The following is a 15,109-nucleotide window of genomic DNA, read 5'->3' as shown; positions in this document are numbered from 1 at the left end:
GGCGGCCGGCCGTATCGGGCCGGCGCTTGCGGCCGGGGGCGGCTCCTCGAGGGCGCCGCTGCCTCCCCGTACCTCAGTCGCAGCCGCAGCCCGGGGCCGCCGTCGCGGGCAGCGGTGCCGGGGCGCCGATGCCGGGCAGGCCGAGCATGACGCCGGCCGGCTTGGCGGCCGGGGCGGCGTTCCGCTTCTCCCAGGCGTCGCCCGAGCGGGTCCTGCGCACGGCGACCGGGGCGCCCTCGGCGAGCAGGTGGTGCGGGGCGGCGTAGGTGATCTCGACGGTCACCACGTCACCGGGGCGGACGTCCTGTTCCGGCTTGGTGAAGTGGACCAGGCGGTTGTCGGGGGCGCGGCCGGACAGCCGGTGGGTGGCGCCGTCCTTGCGGCCCTCGCCCTCGGCGACCATGACCTCCAGGGTGCGGCCGACCTGCTTCTTGTTCTCCTCCCAGGAGATGTCCTCCTGGAGGGCGGACAGGCGCATGTAGCGCTCCTGCACGACCTCCTTGGGGATCTGGCCCTCCATGTCGGCGGCGGGGGTGCCGGGCCGCTTGGAGTACTGGAAGGTGAAGGCGTTCGCGAAGCGCGCCTCGCGGACGGCGTGCATCGTCTGCTCGAAGTCCTCCTCGGTCTCGCCGGGGAAGCCGACGATGATGTCGGTGGAGATCGCGGCGTCGGGCATCGCGGCCCGCACCTTCTCGATGATCCCGAGGAAGCGTTCCTGCCGGTAGGAGCGGCGCATCGCCTTGAGAACCTTGTCCGAACCGGACTGCATCGGCATGTGCAGCTGCGGCATCACGTTCGGCGTCTCGGCCATCGCGGCGATGACGTCGTCGGTGAAGTCGCGCGGGTGCGGCGAGGTGAAGCGGACGCGCTCCAGGCCCTCGATCTTCCCGCAGGCGCGCAGCAGCTTGGAGAACGCCTCGCGGTCGCCGATGTCGGAGCCGTACGCGTTGACGTTCTGGCCGAGCAGGGTGATTTCGGAGACGCCCTCGGCCACCAGGGCCTCGATCTCGGCGAGGATGTCGCCGGTGCGGCGGTCCTTCTCCTTCCCGCGCAGGGCGGGAACGATGCAGAAGGTGCAGGTGTTGTTGCACCCCACCGAGATGGAGACCCACGCCGCGTACGCGGACTCGCGGCGGGTGGGCAGCGTGGAGGGGAAGGCCTCCAGGGATTCGGCGATCTCGACCTGTGCCTCCTCCTGGACGCGGGCGCGTTCCAGCAGGACGGGCAGCTTGCCGATGTTGTGCGTGCCGAAGACGACGTCGACCCAGGGCGCCCGCTGGACGATGGTGTCGCGGTCCTTCTGGGCGAGGCAGCCGCCGACGGCGATCTGCATGCCGGGGCGCTTGGTCTTCATCGGGGCGAGCCGGCCGAGGTTGCCGTAGAGCTTGTTGTCGGCGTTCTCGCGGACCGCGCAGGTGTTGAAGACGACGACGTCGGCGTCGCCGTCGGAGCCCTCGGGCGCACGCACGTAGCCGGCGTCCTCCAGGAGCCCCGACAAGCGCTCGGAATCGTGGACGTTCATCTGGCACCCGTAGGTGCGCACCTCATAGCTTTTTCTGACGTCCACTGCTTCGCTCCGGTTGCCGCTGCTCATGGAACAAGGGTAGGGGGTGTCCGGGCTCCCTCCGTCTCGGGCGGGCGATCCGACGACGCCCCTGGCCATGGCCGGGAACGACCTGGCAGGATCGCCGCCATGCTCCCGGCCCTGTCCCGAATCGGCCGGCGCCGCTCCCTGCGGGCGGGCGCCGTCCTCGCCGTCGTGCTCGGGCTGCTGCTCTGGTGGCTGCTCCCGCTGGGCGACCCGGCGCCCACCGGCTCGCTGTCGTTCAGTACGGGGGTGCGCAGCGGCGTCTACCAGCGCTACGGGGAGCGGCTGAAGGGGGCCCTGGCGAAGGACATGCCCGATGTGTCGATAAATCTCCAGACGAGCGAGGGCTCGCAGCAGAACCTGGCCAGGGTCGCGACGGGCGAGGCGGACTTCACCATCGCCACCACCGACGCCGTCGCCACCTACCTGCGCGCCCGCAAGCCCGGCTACGAGCGGCTGCGCGGCTGCGTCCGGCTGTACGACGACTACATACAGCTGATCGTGAAGCGGGACTCGGACATCGACAGCGTGGACGATCTGCGCGGCCGTACGGTCGCGGTGGGACAGGCGGGGTCCGGGGTGAAGCTGGTCGCGGACCGGCTCATGACGGCCGCCGGGCTCGATCCGGTCCACGACGTGACGCCGTTGCCCGTGGGCATCGACACGATGCCGAAGCTGCTGGAACAGGGCAGGATCGACGCGTTCTTCTGGTCGGGCGGGCTGCCCACGACGGCGGTGGCCGAATTGTCGGTACGGTTCCCGATCCGGCTGGTCGCACTGGGGGAAACGCTGATCAGGCAGCTCCAGGCCGCGGGCGGTCCCACCCGCTATTACCGGTCGGCCGTGATGCCCGCCGACGCGTATCACGACGCCCAGCAGGGAAAGGCCGTGCCCACGGTGGCGGTCGCCAATGTGCTGGTCACCACGGACCGCACGGACGCGGCGATGACCGAGGCGTTCACGAGGACCGTGATCGACAGCCGCGACCGCATCGGGCGCGAGGTGCACGCGGCGCAGCTGGTGGACCTGCGCACGGCCATCTACACGGACCCGCTCCCGCTGCACGAAGGGGCGAAGCGCTACTACCGCTCGGTCAAGCCGTAGAGGTCGGACCTCTCACCCCTTGGGGTCGTGGCGCGGCACGGAGACCGTCACGCTGAGCCCGTACGGCTCCTTGCGCGCGTACGAGAGCGAACCGCCGCCCGCCGCCAGGAGCGCCTGCGAGATGGAGAGGCCGAGGCCCGAGCCCTGGACGTTCTGGTGCTGCGAGCTGCGCCAGAAGCGGTCGCCGACCCGCTCCAGCTCCTGTTCGGTGAGGCCGGGGCCGCCGTCCGCGACGACCACCGTCACATCCTGGCTGCCGGAGGCGACGGTGACGCGTACTTCCTCATCGGCGGGCGTGAACTTCAGGGCGTTGTCGATGATGGCGTCGAGGGCGCTGGACAGGGCGATGGGGTCGGCCCAGGCCGTGACGGCGGGCGGTCCGTCGGCTCGGAGCCGTACGCCCTTCTCCTCGGCCACCGGCCGCCAGGACGCGACGCGTTCGGCGGTGAGGGCGCCGATGTCGGTGAGCCGGAGGTCGCTTTCGGCGTGCTCGGCGAGCGCGAGGTCGAGGAGGTCGTCCAGGACCTGGCCGAGGCGGCGGCCCTCGGTGCGCACGGAGGCGATCTCCTCGTTGCCCTCCGGCAGTTCGAGGGCGAGGAGCTCGATGCGCAGGAGCAGGGCGGCCAGCGGGTTGCGCAGCTGGTGGGAGGCGTCGGCGACGAAGGCGCGCTGCTGCTCCAGCACGTCCTCGACGTTGTCGGCCATCTCGTTGAACGAGCGGGCCAGCCGTCTGAGTTCCGGTGGGCCGCCGGATGCGGCGACCCGGGAGCGCATCCGCCCGCTGGCGATGTCGTGGGCGGCGGCGTCCAGGGTCTTGACCGGCAGCAGGACCCAGCCGGTGAGCCGGATCGCCGCGCCGACGGCGACCAGCATCGCGACCGCCTCACCGGCCGCGATCAGCAGCCAGCCCCGGATCGTGTCGCCGCGCATCTGTCCGGTGGGCGAGTCGATGACGACGACGGCGATGACGTCGCCGTCGCGTACGACGGGTGAGGCGACGACCACGCGGCCGTTCTGCCAGGGCCAGACCTGGGGCGGGTCGTGGCTGCGGCGGCCGAGCAGCGCCTCGCTGAAGGCGGCGCGCCCCTCCCCCTCGACGGGCAGCCGCCACGAATCCGGGGCCTTCGCCATGGCGGAGTCGTCGCGGTAGAAGACACCGGCGCGGATGCCGTACACCGAGTTGTACGTTTCCAGCTCGGTCTGGAGGGTGCGGCGCCGTTCGTCGTAACCGCGGGTGCGCTCGGTGATGAACTGGGCGAGGGCTGCGAAGCGTGCCGTGTCGTCGATGCGGTCGATCACGACGCGCTGCTGTTCGGCGGCGGCCACGCTGACGGCGAGCGGGAAGCCGAGGGCCAGCAGGACGCTCGCCATCAGGACGATGAGCAGCGGGAGCAGCCGGGTACGCACCGGGGACGTACGCCTTTACGCGGACGGGGAGACGAGGCGGTAGCCGACCCCGCGCACCGTCTCGATCAGGGCGGGCAGCCGCAGCTTGGAACGGAGGGAGGCGACGTGCACCTCCAGCGTGCGGCCCGTTCCCTCCCAGCTGGTGCGCCACACCTCGCTGATGATCTGTTCGCGGCGGAAGACCACGCCGGGCCGCTGGGCGAGCAGCGCGAGCAGGTCGAACTCCTTGCGGGTGAGCTGCACTTCCGTACCGTCCACACTGACCCGGCGGGTGGGCAGCTCGATGCTGACGTGCCCCAGGCGCAGCGCCGCGACGGGAGTGGAGACGGTGTCCTCGCTGCTCGCGTTTCGCCGGCTGACCGCGTGGATACGGGCCAGCAGCTCCCCGGTGTCGTACGGCTTGGTCACGTAGTCGTCGGCGCCGAGATTGAGTCCGTGGATGCGGGAGCGCACGTCGGCACGGGCGGTGACCATGATCACCGGCACGGAGCTGCGCTTGCGGATCTTGCCGCACACCTCGTAGCCGTCCTGGTCGGGAAGGCCGAGGTCGAGGAGCACGACACCGAAGGGCTCGGTGTCCGTGGGCAGGAGTGCCTGCAGAGCCTCGTCGCCGCTGCGGGCGTGGACCACCTGGAAGCCGTGCCGGGCGAGGATCGCGGACAGGGCGGCGGCGACATGGTTGTCGTCCTCCACGAGCAGCAGTCTCATGGCCCCCCTCTGGCAGTGGCGTGTGTCGGCGGTCGGTCCGTACGGTCGTGTACGCCCCCGGTCACTTCCCCGTTCCGGGGTGTTTCACGTAGGGGTGTACCAGGGAATCCACGCCGATGCGCGGTGGACAGTCAAGGGGCTGCCCGTTGTATCCGGGTTTCCGTTATGCACCCGGTACGGCCGGTACGACCGGCGTGACGTCCCGTTCACGCGGTGTGTCCGGTTGCCGCCGGATCGTTATGCTCAATTTCCGCTCAGATGTAATGACGTTCGTAGCACTGCGTCACTAGGGTCCTTCCCAACCGAGGAGGACGGAGCAAGAAGCCGATGAGCGGAGTTTCAGTGACCAAGGGCGCCGAGGACGCTGCACCCGCGCCCGCCGGCGATCTGGTTGTGCTGAGCGACGTCAACAAGCACTTCGGCGCGCTGCATGTGCTCCAGGACATCGACCTGACGATCGCCCGCGGCGAGGTCGTGGTCGTCATCGGGCCGTCCGGGTCCGGTAAGTCCACGCTGTGCCGCACGATCAACCGCTTGGAGACGATCGACTCGGGCGCGATCACGATCGACGGGAAGCCGCTGCCCGCGGAGGGCAAGGAGCTGGCGCGGCTGCGGGCCGATGTCGGCATGGTCTTCCAGTCGTTCAACCTCTTCGCGCACAAGACGGTCCTGGAAAACGTGATGCTCGGCCAGCTGAAGGTCCGCAAGACGGACAAGAAGGCGGCCGAGGACAAGGCGCGTGCGCTGCTCGACCGGGTGGGCGTCGGGACCCAGGCCGACAAGTACCCCTCCCAGCTCTCCGGCGGCCAGCAGCAGCGCGTGGCGATCGCCCGGGCCCTGGCGATGGACCCGAAGGTCATGCTCTTCGACGAGCCGACCTCGGCGCTCGACCCGGAGATGATCAACGAGGTGCTGGAGGTCATGCAGCAGCTCGCCCGAGAGGGCATGACGATGGTCGTCGTCACCCACGAGATGGGCTTCGCGCGCTCGGCGGCGAACCGGGTCGTCTTCATGGCGGACGGGAAGATCGTCGAAGAGGCCACGCCCGACCAGTTCTTCAGCAACCCGCGCAGTGACCGGGCCAAGGACTTCCTGTCGAAGATCCTTCACCACTGATGGAGCCTTCAGCACCGGCTTCCGTACCTGCTGATCACTCGCATCACGTCAACTCTAGGGAATCCCACCATGCAGCTTCGTAAGGTCACCGCCGCCTCGGCCGCCGTGCTCGTCCTCGCCCTCACCGCCACCGCCTGTGGTTCCGACGACAAGGACGACTCGGCCGGTTCGGGCGGCGACAAGAAGATCACCATCGGCATCAAGATCGACCAGCCGGGTATCGGCCTGAAGACCCCGGACGGCAAGTACACCGGCTTCGACGTCGACGTCGCCACGTACGTCGCCAAGGAGCTCGGCTACGACGCCAAGGACATCGAGTTCAAGGAGACCAAGAGCGCCGACCGCGAGACGGCGATCTCTCGTGGCGACGTGAAGTTCATCGTCGCCTCCTACTCGATCAACGACGAGCGTCTGCAGAAGGTCGACTTCGCCGGTCCGTACCTGCTGGCCCACCAGGACATCCTGGTCCGCGCGGACGACAACACCATCAAGTCGCCCGAGGACCTGAACAACAAGAAGCTCTGCTCGGTCACCGGCTCGACCTCGGCGCAGAACGTCAAGGACAAGCTGGCCCCGAAGGCGCAGCTGCAGGAGTACGGCGGCTACTCGGAGTGCCTGACCGGCCTGGAGAACAAGGCCGTCGACGCGCTGACCACGGACGACAGCATCCTCGCCGGCTACGCCTCGCAGGACGTCAACAAGGGCAAGTTCAAGCTGGCCGGCTTCAAGATGACCAACGAGAACTACGGCATCGGCCTGAAGAAGGGCGACGCCGACCTCAAGAAGAAGGTCAACGACGCGCTGACCAAGATGGTCTCGGACGGCTCGTGGGACAAGGCGGTCGAGGCCAACTTCGGTCCGGCCGGCTACAAGAACGAGCCCGCCCCGAAGATCGGCAACGTCGTCAAGTGAAGCAGGGCTGACCGGGCGCGCCGCCACTGACCGGCGGCGCGCCGCGCCCTCCTACACGTGGAAGCACGGGAGATCGTGTTCGACTTTCTTGATGGTTATGACCTGCTGGGGGCCTTCTGGGTCACGGTGAAGCTCACCGTGTTCTCCGCCCTCGGCTCCCTCATATGGGGAACGCTGCTGGCCGGCATGAGGGTCAGCCCGGTCCCCCTGATGCGCGGTTTCGCGACCGCCTACGTGAACGTGGTCCGGAACATTCCGCTGACCGTGATCATCGTCTTCGCCTCGCTGGGCCTCTTCCAGACCCTTCAGATCACGCTCGGAGGCGGTGGCGACTTCAAGGTCATCAACTTCCGGCTCGCGGTGCTCGCCTTCGTCGTCTACACCGCGTCGTTCGTGTGCGAGGCCTTGCGTTCGGGCATCAACACGGTGCCCGTCGGCCAGGCCGAGGCGGCCCGCGCACTCGGGCTCAGCTTCGGCCAGGTGCTGCGGCTGATCGTGCTCCCGCAGGCGTTCCGGTCGGTGGTCAACCCGCTGTCCAACGTGCTCATCGCGCTGACGAAGAACACCACCGTCGCGGCGGCGATCGGGGTCGCGGAAGCCTCGTACCTGATGAAGGAAATGATCGAGAACGAGGCCCAGCTGCTGCTGATCTCCGGTGTGTTCGTCCTCGGTTTCGTCATCCTGACCCTCCCGACCGGTCTCATCCTCGGCTGGGTCGCCAAGAAGGTGGCGGTGAAGCGATGAGTTCCGTCCTCTACGACGCGCAGGGGCCCCGCGCCAAGCGGCGCAACGTCCTGTACACCGTGCTCTTCGTGCTGGCCGCCGCGGCGGTGGTGTGGTGGGTGTACGACGGCCTCGCCGACAAGCACCAGCTCGACTGGGTCAAGTGGAAGCCGTTCTTCACCGGCACCCAGGCGTGGGAGACGTTCATCTGGCCGGGCTTCCAGAACACGATCAAGGCGGCTTTCTTCGCGCTGATCATCGCGCTGCCCCTGGGCGCGCTCTTCGGTATCGGCCGGCTCTCGGACCACCGCTGGGTACGTGTACCGGGCGGGGTGGTCGTGGAGTTCTTCCGCGCCATCCCCGTGCTGCTCCTGATGATCATCGCCAACGCCGTGTACTCCGAGTACACCGACCTCGAACCGGACACCCGTCTGCTGTACGCCGTCGTGACGGGTCTGGTGCTCTACAACGCCTCGGTGCTCGCCGAGATCGTGCGGGCGGGCATCCTGACGCTGCCGCGCGGGCAGACGGACGCGGCCAAGGCGATCGGCATGCGCAAGGGGCAGACGATGGTCTTCGTGCTGCTGCCGCAGGCGGTCACCGCCATGCTGCCGGCCATCGTCAGCCAGCTCGTGGTGATCGTGAAGGACACCGCGCTCGGCGGCGCCGTGCTCAGCTACCCGGAGCTGCTGGCCTCCGTCCGGCCCATGTCCGCGAACTACGGGTCGAACACCATCGCGTGCTTCACGATCGTCGCGGTGATCTACCTGGCCCTGAACTTCGCCCTGACGTCCTTCGCGAGCTGGCTGGAGCGGTGGCTCCGGCGCGGGAAGAAGAGCACGGGCGCGGTCGTGGGCGCCGGCCCGGGGGGCGAACTGGAAACAATCGGTGCGCCGTCGCTCAGGGGGGATGACGGAAGCGCCGCCTGACGGCTCGTCGCACGACGCCCGCGAGGGGCGGTGGCACACCTGCCACCGCCCCTCGCCGCGTTCCGGCGTCGCTTGACGCAAGCACCGCCAGTAGGTTGCATACGTTCTGTGATCGCCCACCGAGTCCCCGACGCCGCATCACCCCCTTCGACGCCCGCGCACCTTCCGTTCCGTTCCACCGGACCGTTCCGTTTCGCCGCGCTTGTGACGGGGGACGCGCCGTGGACCCGGTGATCGTCGTCGGTGCCGGGCCGGTCGGCCTGGCGCTCTCGCTCGCCCTCGCCGCACAGGGCGTGCCGTCCGTGCTGCTCGACGAGGACCCCGACAGCGACGAGACCCGCCCCGCCCGCACGGTCGTGCTGCGCGAGGACACCGCGGCCTTCCTGGAGCGGCTGGGCTGCAAGGCACTACGGGACGAGGGGCTGCGCTGGTCCGGCTGGCGTTCGGTGCGGCGTCGGCAGCTGGTGCGCGAGCTGCCGCTCGGCGAGGACCCGGTCCCCGGCAGCGGTGTGCCGGCCGCCCCCGTGCACGTACCGCAGCACGCGCTCGTACGGGGTCTGCGCGACGCGGTGTCCGCGCAGGAGCTGGTGCAGACCCCCGGGCCCAGCCGGATCGACACCCTGGAACAGGACCCGGCCGGGGTCACCGTGCACACCAAGGAGCCCGGATCGACCTGGTGGCGCGGGAGTTACCTGGTCGGCTGCGACGGGGCCCGGTCCACCGTGCGCAAGCTCCTCGACATCCGGTTTCCCGGGCGTACGGCGGTGGAACGGCACGCCGTGGCCGCACTGCGCGCCGAGCTGCCCCGGCCCGGTGAGGCCGTGCTGCACCGGTCGCCGCCCTGGCGCACCGGTGGCGCCGAGGTCACGGCGCGCCCGCTGCCCGACGACGTGTGGCGGCTGGACTGGCTGCTGCCCGCGCGCGGCGAACTGGTCACGCCGGACGCGCTCGTCACCCGGGTCCGGGACACCCTGGCCGGCTGGTGCGGCGAGACACCCCCGTACGAGCTGCTGGACACCGGGGTCTACACGCTGCACCACCGACTGGCCCGCCGGTGGCGGGTGAAGCGGTCCTTCCTGGCCGGGGACGCCGCCCATCTGCTGGGCGCCCTCGGCACTCAGGGGCTCGACGAGGGGCTGCGGGACGCGGAGAACCTGGCCTGGAAGCTGGCCCTGGCCTGGCACCACGGAGCCTCCGACGCGCTCCTCGACAGCTACCAGGCCGAACGCCGGGCCGCCGTCGCCGCACGGCTGCGCGCCGCCGACCAGTCGCTGCCGATACTGCGGGGCGGCGGAGGTTTGCGGACGCTCGTACCGGGGAGCGCACGGGGGCACGACACCCTGCTGATGGACGGACATCTGGGCTGCGGCCCTCTCGGTGCGCCCCCTTCCTACGCGCTGTCCCCCCTTGCGCCCGCGCGCGGCGAGGCGCACACCTCGGTGGGCACGCCCCCCGGTGCGCCGGTGGCCGATGTACGGGTCACGGCGCCCGACGGCACCCCGGTGCGGCTGCGGGAACGGCTGGGGCAGGGGCAGCTGCTCGTGGTGCTGGTGGCGCCCGGAACCGGGGTATGGGACCGGCGCCACTGGATGCGCGCCGGAGTGATGCCCCGGCTGGCGGAGGCCGTCGCGGCGCTGCCGGTGAAGGCCGAACTGCTGGTGGCCGAGAGCTATCCGGGGGCCTCCGCACACACGGTGCTGCTGGTCAGGCCGGACGGGCACCTCGTGGAGGCGTTCGGCGGGGTGCGTCCGGCCGAGCTGTTCGCGGCGGCGGACGCGGCGCGCGGCGGCGCGGCCCGGACGTCGGTGCGCACCGACAGCACCGCGGACGTCAATTGACCCTCACGGGCGCGCATGGTCTACTCCCGGTCATGACCGACACCGATGTGCGCCTGTGGCGGAGGGTCCATATGGACCTGCTCCGCTATGCGGGCTGCGTGTGTCGCCCGTCCTGCTGAATCGCCTTCCCCTGCCCTCGCCGTGCGCTGTGCCGTGCGGCGGGGCGTCCGCGCGAACTCTCAGGACGGTCCCCGTGTCTGCCTCTCCCTTCCCCGCCACTCCCGTGCCCATGCGCACGTCCGCTCCGGCTCCGACCGCCGCGGAACTGCTCGACTTCGTCCGCCGCACCGCCGAGGACACCGCACTCATCGCCTCCCTCCCCCTCGACCCTGAGGGCCGAACCTGGATCCGGCTCGACGGTCCCGGTGGCAGCGAGGCGTGGCTCATCGGCTGGCCGCCGGGGACCGGCACCGGCTGGCACGACCACGCCGACTCGGTCGGCGCCTTCCTCACCGCGGCCGGCACGCTCAGGGAGCACTCCCTCGCGGCCCGGCTGCCCACCGACGGCTGGAAGACCCTGGAGCTGGCCGAGGACATCGACCGCACCAGGGAGCTGACGCCGGGCCGGGGCAGGGCCTTCGGCCGTCACCACGTCCACGAGGTGCTGAACGAGTCCCCCACGGAGCACGCCGTATCCGTTCACGCGTACTACCCGCCGCTGCCGCGCATCCGCCGCTACAGCCGCACCGGCGCGGTGCTGCGCCTGGAGCAGACCGAGGGACCGGAGGACTGGCAGTGAGCGACGGGCCCCTCGGAATCGACGAGTTGCTGGAGCGGGTGAGGGCCGGTTACGAACGGCTCGGCCCGCACGAGGCGTGGGCGGCGGCCTCCAAAGGCGCCCTGCTCGTGGACATCCGCTACGCGAAGCTGCGCGAGCGGGACGGGCTGATCCCGGGGGCGCTGGTCATCGAGCGCAATGAGCTGGAATGGCGGCTGGACCCGCGGGGAAGCCACCGGGTCCCGGAGGCGGTGGACCACGGCCTGCGGGTGGTGGTGATCTGCGACGAGGGATACGCGTCGAGCCTGGCGGCCGAGTCCCTGCACCGGCTCGGTCTGTACCGGGCGACGGACCTGGCGGGCGGCTTCCAGGCGTGGCGCGCGGCGGGGCTTCCGGTCGAGACGTGAGGTGAGGGGGCGGCCCGGGCCGCCCCCTCGTGTCGTCCTCGTCACCGGCCCGCGGCCACCTCCACCGGGCGGGTCCGCAGCGCGAACCGGCCGGGCAGTGCCGTCGCGGCCAGGGCGAGCAGCGCGGCGGCGCCGACCACGGTCGCGTACACCAGCGGCAGCACACCGGGCGCCGCGTTCCCCGTCATGCCGATGCTGAACGCGGTCAGTACGGCGAGCGCGATTCCCGAGCCGAGGGTCACGGAAACCGCCAGGACCGACAGGGTCTCGGTACGGAGCATCCGCAGCACCTGGCGGCGCGTGGCGCCGGCGAGGCGCAGAAGGGCGAACTCCCTGAACCGTTCCGACACCGACATGGCCAGCGTGTTGACGACGGCGATGGCGGTGAAGGCGAGAACCAGGCCCATGGCGAGCAGATTGACCTCGGCGTTCTCCTGCCCCCGGTCGGCCTGCAGCCGGTCGGCGACCGCCGGAGTGACGGCCTGGACGCCGGGGAACTTCTTCACGGCGGCGGACAGTTCGGCCCTGGACGCGGTCCCGGCCACCAGGACCGTCGCGGCGAGCGGGTTGTCCATGTGCCGTGCGAGCAGGTCGTGCGGGAGGGTGAGGTCCCCGAAGCCGAGGCCCCGCCGGTAGACGGCGGCGACGGTGAGGGTGGTGGGGGTGCCGTCCCCGAGGTGCAGGGCGAGTTCGCTGCCGACGTGCAGCCCGAGCCGGTCCGCGGCAAGCTCACTGATCGCGGCAGCCCGCTCGTTTGCGGCGAACGCGGCGAGGGAACCGCTCGTCACGCCCGGGTCCCAGGTACGGGTGAGCCCCGCGCCGGTGACGCCCTGCGCGGCGTACTTCTCCAGGCCCACCCGCACGGTGGTCCGGACGATCTCCGTGGCCGCGGTGACACCGGGCGTCGCGCGGACCGCCTCGGTGGCCTCCGACGGAACGCCCGGCCCCTGTGCGCCGAGCACCCAGGTGGCGCGGATGCCGTCCCTGGCCTGGGCGCGGGCGGCGTCGCCGACGGTCGGCTGGAGGAAGAGGACCGTGCAGGTCATGCCGATGAGCAGGGTGAGCGGGGTGACGACGGAGGCCATCCGGGTGGAGTTCCCCCGGACGTTCGAGGTGGCCAGGGTGCTCATCGGGCCCGTCCGCCGCAGCACGCCCGCCATCAGGAAGGCGGCGGCCCGCACGAGGAGGGGACCCAGCAGCGAGACCGCCGTGGCCAGCACCACCACGGCCAGGAAGGTCACCGGGGTCGAGGCGGCCTCGGTGCGCAGCACGCTCAGGACACCGACCAGCGCACCGCCGCCGGCGAGCAGGAGCAGCCCCGCGAGGACCCGGCCCCGGGCCGGGCGGCGGCGCTCGACCGCTGACTCGGCCATCGCCTCGGCCGGACGCAGACCGGCGATCCGGCGGCCGGAGATACGCGCGGCGGCCCAGGCGCCGAGCAGGGTCACGGCGACGGCGGCGCAGGCGGGGAGGGCTCCGGCCGTACGTTCCAGAGTCGGCGGGATCACGCCCATGCCGGTGAAGCGGCCGTGCAGCCAGGCGGCGAGCGGCAGTCCGGCGAGCGCGCCCAGGACCCCGGCCAGGGCCCCGACGACCAGGGCCTCCCGGCCCAGCAGCCGGCGAACCTGACGCGAGGTGGCGGCGATGCTACGGAGCAGGGCCAGCTCGCGGTGGCGCTGCTGGATGGACAGGGCGAACGTCCCGACGACGACGAGCACCGCGACCAGCAGCGAGGTGCCGCCCATGGCGCCGCCCATCGAGACCAGCTTGACGCGGGCCCCCGCAGCGTCGAGGAATTCGACCGGTCCGCGTCCGTCGCCCGTCGCCACCTGGGCGGTGGTGCCCTTGAGGGCGGCCGTGACCTGCTTCTTCAGCGTGGCGGTGTCCGTGCCGGCCTTCGGCAGGACGCCGATCGCGCTGACCCGGCCCGCGCGGTCGGCGAGCCGGTGGGCCTCCGCGGTGGAGAAGAACAGGGAGCGCTGCTGCTCAAGTCCGCCTCGCCCCTGGGGCGTGGCGATGCCGCTGATGCGGTACGTGCGAGGGGCGCGGGTCGACTGGACGGTGACCCGGTCCCCGGTCGAGAGGCCCGCCCGGACGGCGAGGGATTGGTCGATCACCACGTCGTCGGGGGACGCCGGCGCACGGCCGGCGGTCAGTGCGAACGGGGTCAGCCGGGCGGACGACCAGGCGTGTCCGTGAAAGGGGATGTCGTCGTCCGTCGCGTGGGCGGGCAGCCCGAGCGGCTGGGCGAGGAAGGTCAGTTCGGGGACGACCGTGCGGACGCCCGGCAGGCGGCGCAGCCGGTCGGCGGTGGTGGCGGGGAGCCAGGCCCGTTCGGCGACGGGCTTCGCCTTGTGCTTGGTCTTCGTCTTCCCGTTGCCCTTGTGCTTGACGGTCGTGCGGTGGACGTTCTGGTCGGCCGAGACGATCAGCGGGGTGGCCGCGTACCGTTCGGTGGCGATCCGGCCGCGCAGGCCGGTCTCCAGCAGCGTGCCGCAAGCGGTGACGAGTGCGGCGGCACACATGAGGGCGAGGAACGCCCCGAGGAATCCCGCCTTGCGGTGCCGGATCGTCCGCAGGGCATAGCGCAGCAACATGACGCGTCCGTCTCTGATCGATCGGGGTCCGGGAAGGCGAGCAGGCGGGTGTGAACCGTCCGCGCACCCTGTGCGGTGTCGGCGCCGGGGCGCCGGTAGCGGTTCATCAGGGCTATGTACTCCTCGAAGAACGCGCGGAGTTCGGGGAGCGTGAGGCTCAACGCGCCCCGCGAGTACGCGAAGGCATCGGCCCACTCGTCCGGCGCCGCGTCGGCGCTCTCGCGCTGGAGCCGTTCGAAGAGGGCGAGGTCGGCGGCGTACGCGTGACGGTTCAGTTCATCGATGACGAGGCGCAGTTCCGGCGTCCGCCGGGACGCCGGCGGAAAACGCCGGTCCCCGGGAACGGCCCGCCACCACCGGCCCCGACGCCCGGCCGGCTCCTGCGGTCCGGTGTCCGCCACGAACCCGTAGCGGGCCAGTTCGCGCAGGTGGTAGCTGGTCGCCCCGGTGTTCAGCCCCAGCGCGCGGGCGAGGATCGCGGAGGTCGCGGGCCCGTGCAGGGTGAGGTGCTGCAGAATCTGCTGACGCCAGGGCTGGGCGAGCGCTTTGAGCGCGGCCAACTCCGTGATCTCGGTACCACCGGGCTTCTTCGGCATGCGTCACACACTGCTCTGTGCACAGGTACCTGTGCACTGGAGCAACCCGGCCTCCCCGTAGGGGGGTTACCCCCCACGGAGCGGGATGACGCCGGGGCCGGGGAGGGGCAGGGCAGGACTGGGCCCAGAGGCAGGCACTGTGTGGTGGGTGCGGGCGCAGCTTCACGCACGACGAGACGCGCCCGCGCCAAGGGCCGGGAGCAGCGGGCAGCGGGCAGCGGGCAGCGGGCAGCGGGCAGCGGGCAGCGGCTCACCGTCCGGGGCCGGGGCCGACGCCGGGCCGGGGTCCGGGCCGGGGCCGACGCCGGGCCGGGGTCCGGGCCGGGCCGAACCGGGGTCGGGGTCCGGGCCAGGGCCAGCGCCAACACCGGGCCGGGGCCGATGCCGGCGCCGGGGCCAGGGTCCGGGGCTGGCATCGGGCCGGGGCCAGCGCTAACGCCGGGCCCGGGGTCCGGGCCGGGCCGGG

The 15,109-nt window shown here is 71.5% G+C and carries 13 protein-coding genes and 1 pseudogene; 9 read left to right on the top strand and 5 right to left on the bottom strand.

The features are described from left to right. Positions 1-73 precede the first annotated feature (73 nt). Positions 74-1,594, bottom strand: a complete 1,521-nt coding sequence (gene miaB, locus FKN01_RS07390) for a tRNA (N6-isopentenyl adenosine(37)-C2)-methylthiotransferase MiaB (RefSeq protein WP_185992780.1) — start codon at positions 1,592-1,594, stop codon at positions 74-76. A 99-nt stretch (positions 1,595-1,693) separates the two neighbouring features. Here miaB and FKN01_RS07385 point away from each other — a divergent pair, with 99 nt between their 5' ends. Continuing rightward, on the top strand, positions 1,694-2,692 hold the full coding sequence (locus FKN01_RS07385) for a TAXI family TRAP transporter solute-binding subunit (RefSeq protein ID WP_143617661.1): 999 nt from the start codon (positions 1,694-1,696) through the stop codon (positions 2,690-2,692). 12 nt (positions 2,693-2,704) lie between these two features. Here the strand turns inward: FKN01_RS07385 and FKN01_RS07380 are convergent, their stop codons facing one another. After that, entirely contained in the window at positions 2,705-4,099 is a 1,395-nt protein-coding gene (locus FKN01_RS07380) for a HAMP domain-containing sensor histidine kinase (RefSeq protein WP_143617659.1), read from the bottom strand. Positions 4,100-4,114: 15 nt separating this feature from the next. Continuing rightward, complete coding sequence (locus tag FKN01_RS07375) at positions 4,115-4,807, bottom strand: response regulator transcription factor (protein WP_143617657.1); 693 nt, start codon at positions 4,805-4,807, stop codon at positions 4,115-4,117. A 327-nt stretch (positions 4,808-5,134) separates the two neighbouring features. On the opposite strand from FKN01_RS07375, the gene FKN01_RS07370 reads away from it, so the two are divergent. From FKN01_RS07370 to FKN01_RS07340, 8 genes are all read left to right on the top strand, one after another. Continuing rightward, on the top strand, positions 5,135-5,923 hold the full coding sequence (locus FKN01_RS07370; RefSeq protein ID WP_143617655.1) for an amino acid ABC transporter ATP-binding protein: 789 nt from the start codon (positions 5,135-5,137) through the stop codon (positions 5,921-5,923). Positions 5,924-5,992: 69 nt separating this feature from the next. Then, positions 5,993-6,835 carry a glutamate ABC transporter substrate-binding protein gene (locus tag FKN01_RS07365; protein WP_143617653.1) on the top strand — a complete coding sequence of 281 codons (843 nt, stop codon included), beginning with the start codon at positions 5,993-5,995 and terminating at the stop codon, positions 6,833-6,835. Between the two features lie 75 nt (positions 6,836-6,910). Further along, entirely contained in the window at positions 6,911-7,579 is a 669-nt protein-coding gene (locus FKN01_RS07360; RefSeq protein WP_143617996.1) for an amino acid ABC transporter permease, read from the top strand. Next, positions 7,576-8,487 carry an amino acid ABC transporter permease gene (locus FKN01_RS07355; protein WP_143617651.1) on the top strand — a complete coding sequence of 304 codons (912 nt, stop codon included), beginning with the start codon at positions 7,576-7,578 and terminating at the stop codon, positions 8,485-8,487. The genes FKN01_RS07360 and FKN01_RS07355 overlap by 4 nt, the downstream gene beginning before the upstream one ends. Positions 8,488-8,708: 221 nt before the next feature. Then, positions 8,709-10,325: an FAD-dependent monooxygenase gene (locus FKN01_RS07350; RefSeq protein WP_143617649.1), complete on the top strand. Its 1,617-nt coding sequence runs from the start codon at positions 8,709-8,711 to the stop codon at positions 10,323-10,325. A 32-nt stretch (positions 10,326-10,357) separates the two neighbouring features. After that, the gene (locus tag FKN01_RS33685; RefSeq protein ID WP_311307652.1) at positions 10,358-10,444 is read left to right on the top strand and encodes a putative leader peptide; all 87 of its coding nucleotides are present in this window, start codon (positions 10,358-10,360) and stop codon (positions 10,442-10,444) included. 110 nt (positions 10,445-10,554) lie between these two features. Beyond that, the gene (locus tag FKN01_RS07345; RefSeq protein ID WP_143617994.1) at positions 10,555-11,064 is read left to right on the top strand and encodes a cysteine dioxygenase; all 510 of its coding nucleotides are present in this window, start codon (positions 10,555-10,557) and stop codon (positions 11,062-11,064) included. Continuing rightward, on the top strand, positions 11,061-11,450 hold the full coding sequence (locus FKN01_RS07340) for a rhodanese-like domain-containing protein (RefSeq protein ID WP_143617647.1): 390 nt from the start codon (positions 11,061-11,063) through the stop codon (positions 11,448-11,450). The genes FKN01_RS07345 and FKN01_RS07340 overlap by 4 nt, the downstream gene beginning before the upstream one ends. Positions 11,451-11,491: 41 nt before the next feature. Here FKN01_RS07340 and FKN01_RS07335 read toward each other — a convergent pair whose 3' ends face one another. Both FKN01_RS07335 and FKN01_RS33015 read right to left on the bottom strand, forming a co-directional pair. Continuing rightward, positions 11,492-14,047, bottom strand: coding sequence for an FtsX-like permease family protein (locus FKN01_RS07335; protein ID WP_143617645.1), 2,556 nt, complete (start codon positions 14,045-14,047; stop codon positions 11,492-11,494). A 455-nt stretch (positions 14,048-14,502) separates the two neighbouring features. After that, positions 14,503-14,643 (bottom strand): annotated as a pseudogene (locus tag FKN01_RS33015) (ArsR family transcriptional regulator); the annotation flags it as partial. Positions 14,644-15,109 lie beyond the last annotated feature (466 nt).

Origin of the sequence: Streptomyces sp. 130 (assembly GCF_007096885.1) — a bacterium.
Lineage (GTDB): Bacteria > Actinomycetota > Actinomycetes > Streptomycetales > Streptomycetaceae > Streptomyces.
This window is presented reverse-complemented; position numbering and strand designations above follow the sequence as displayed.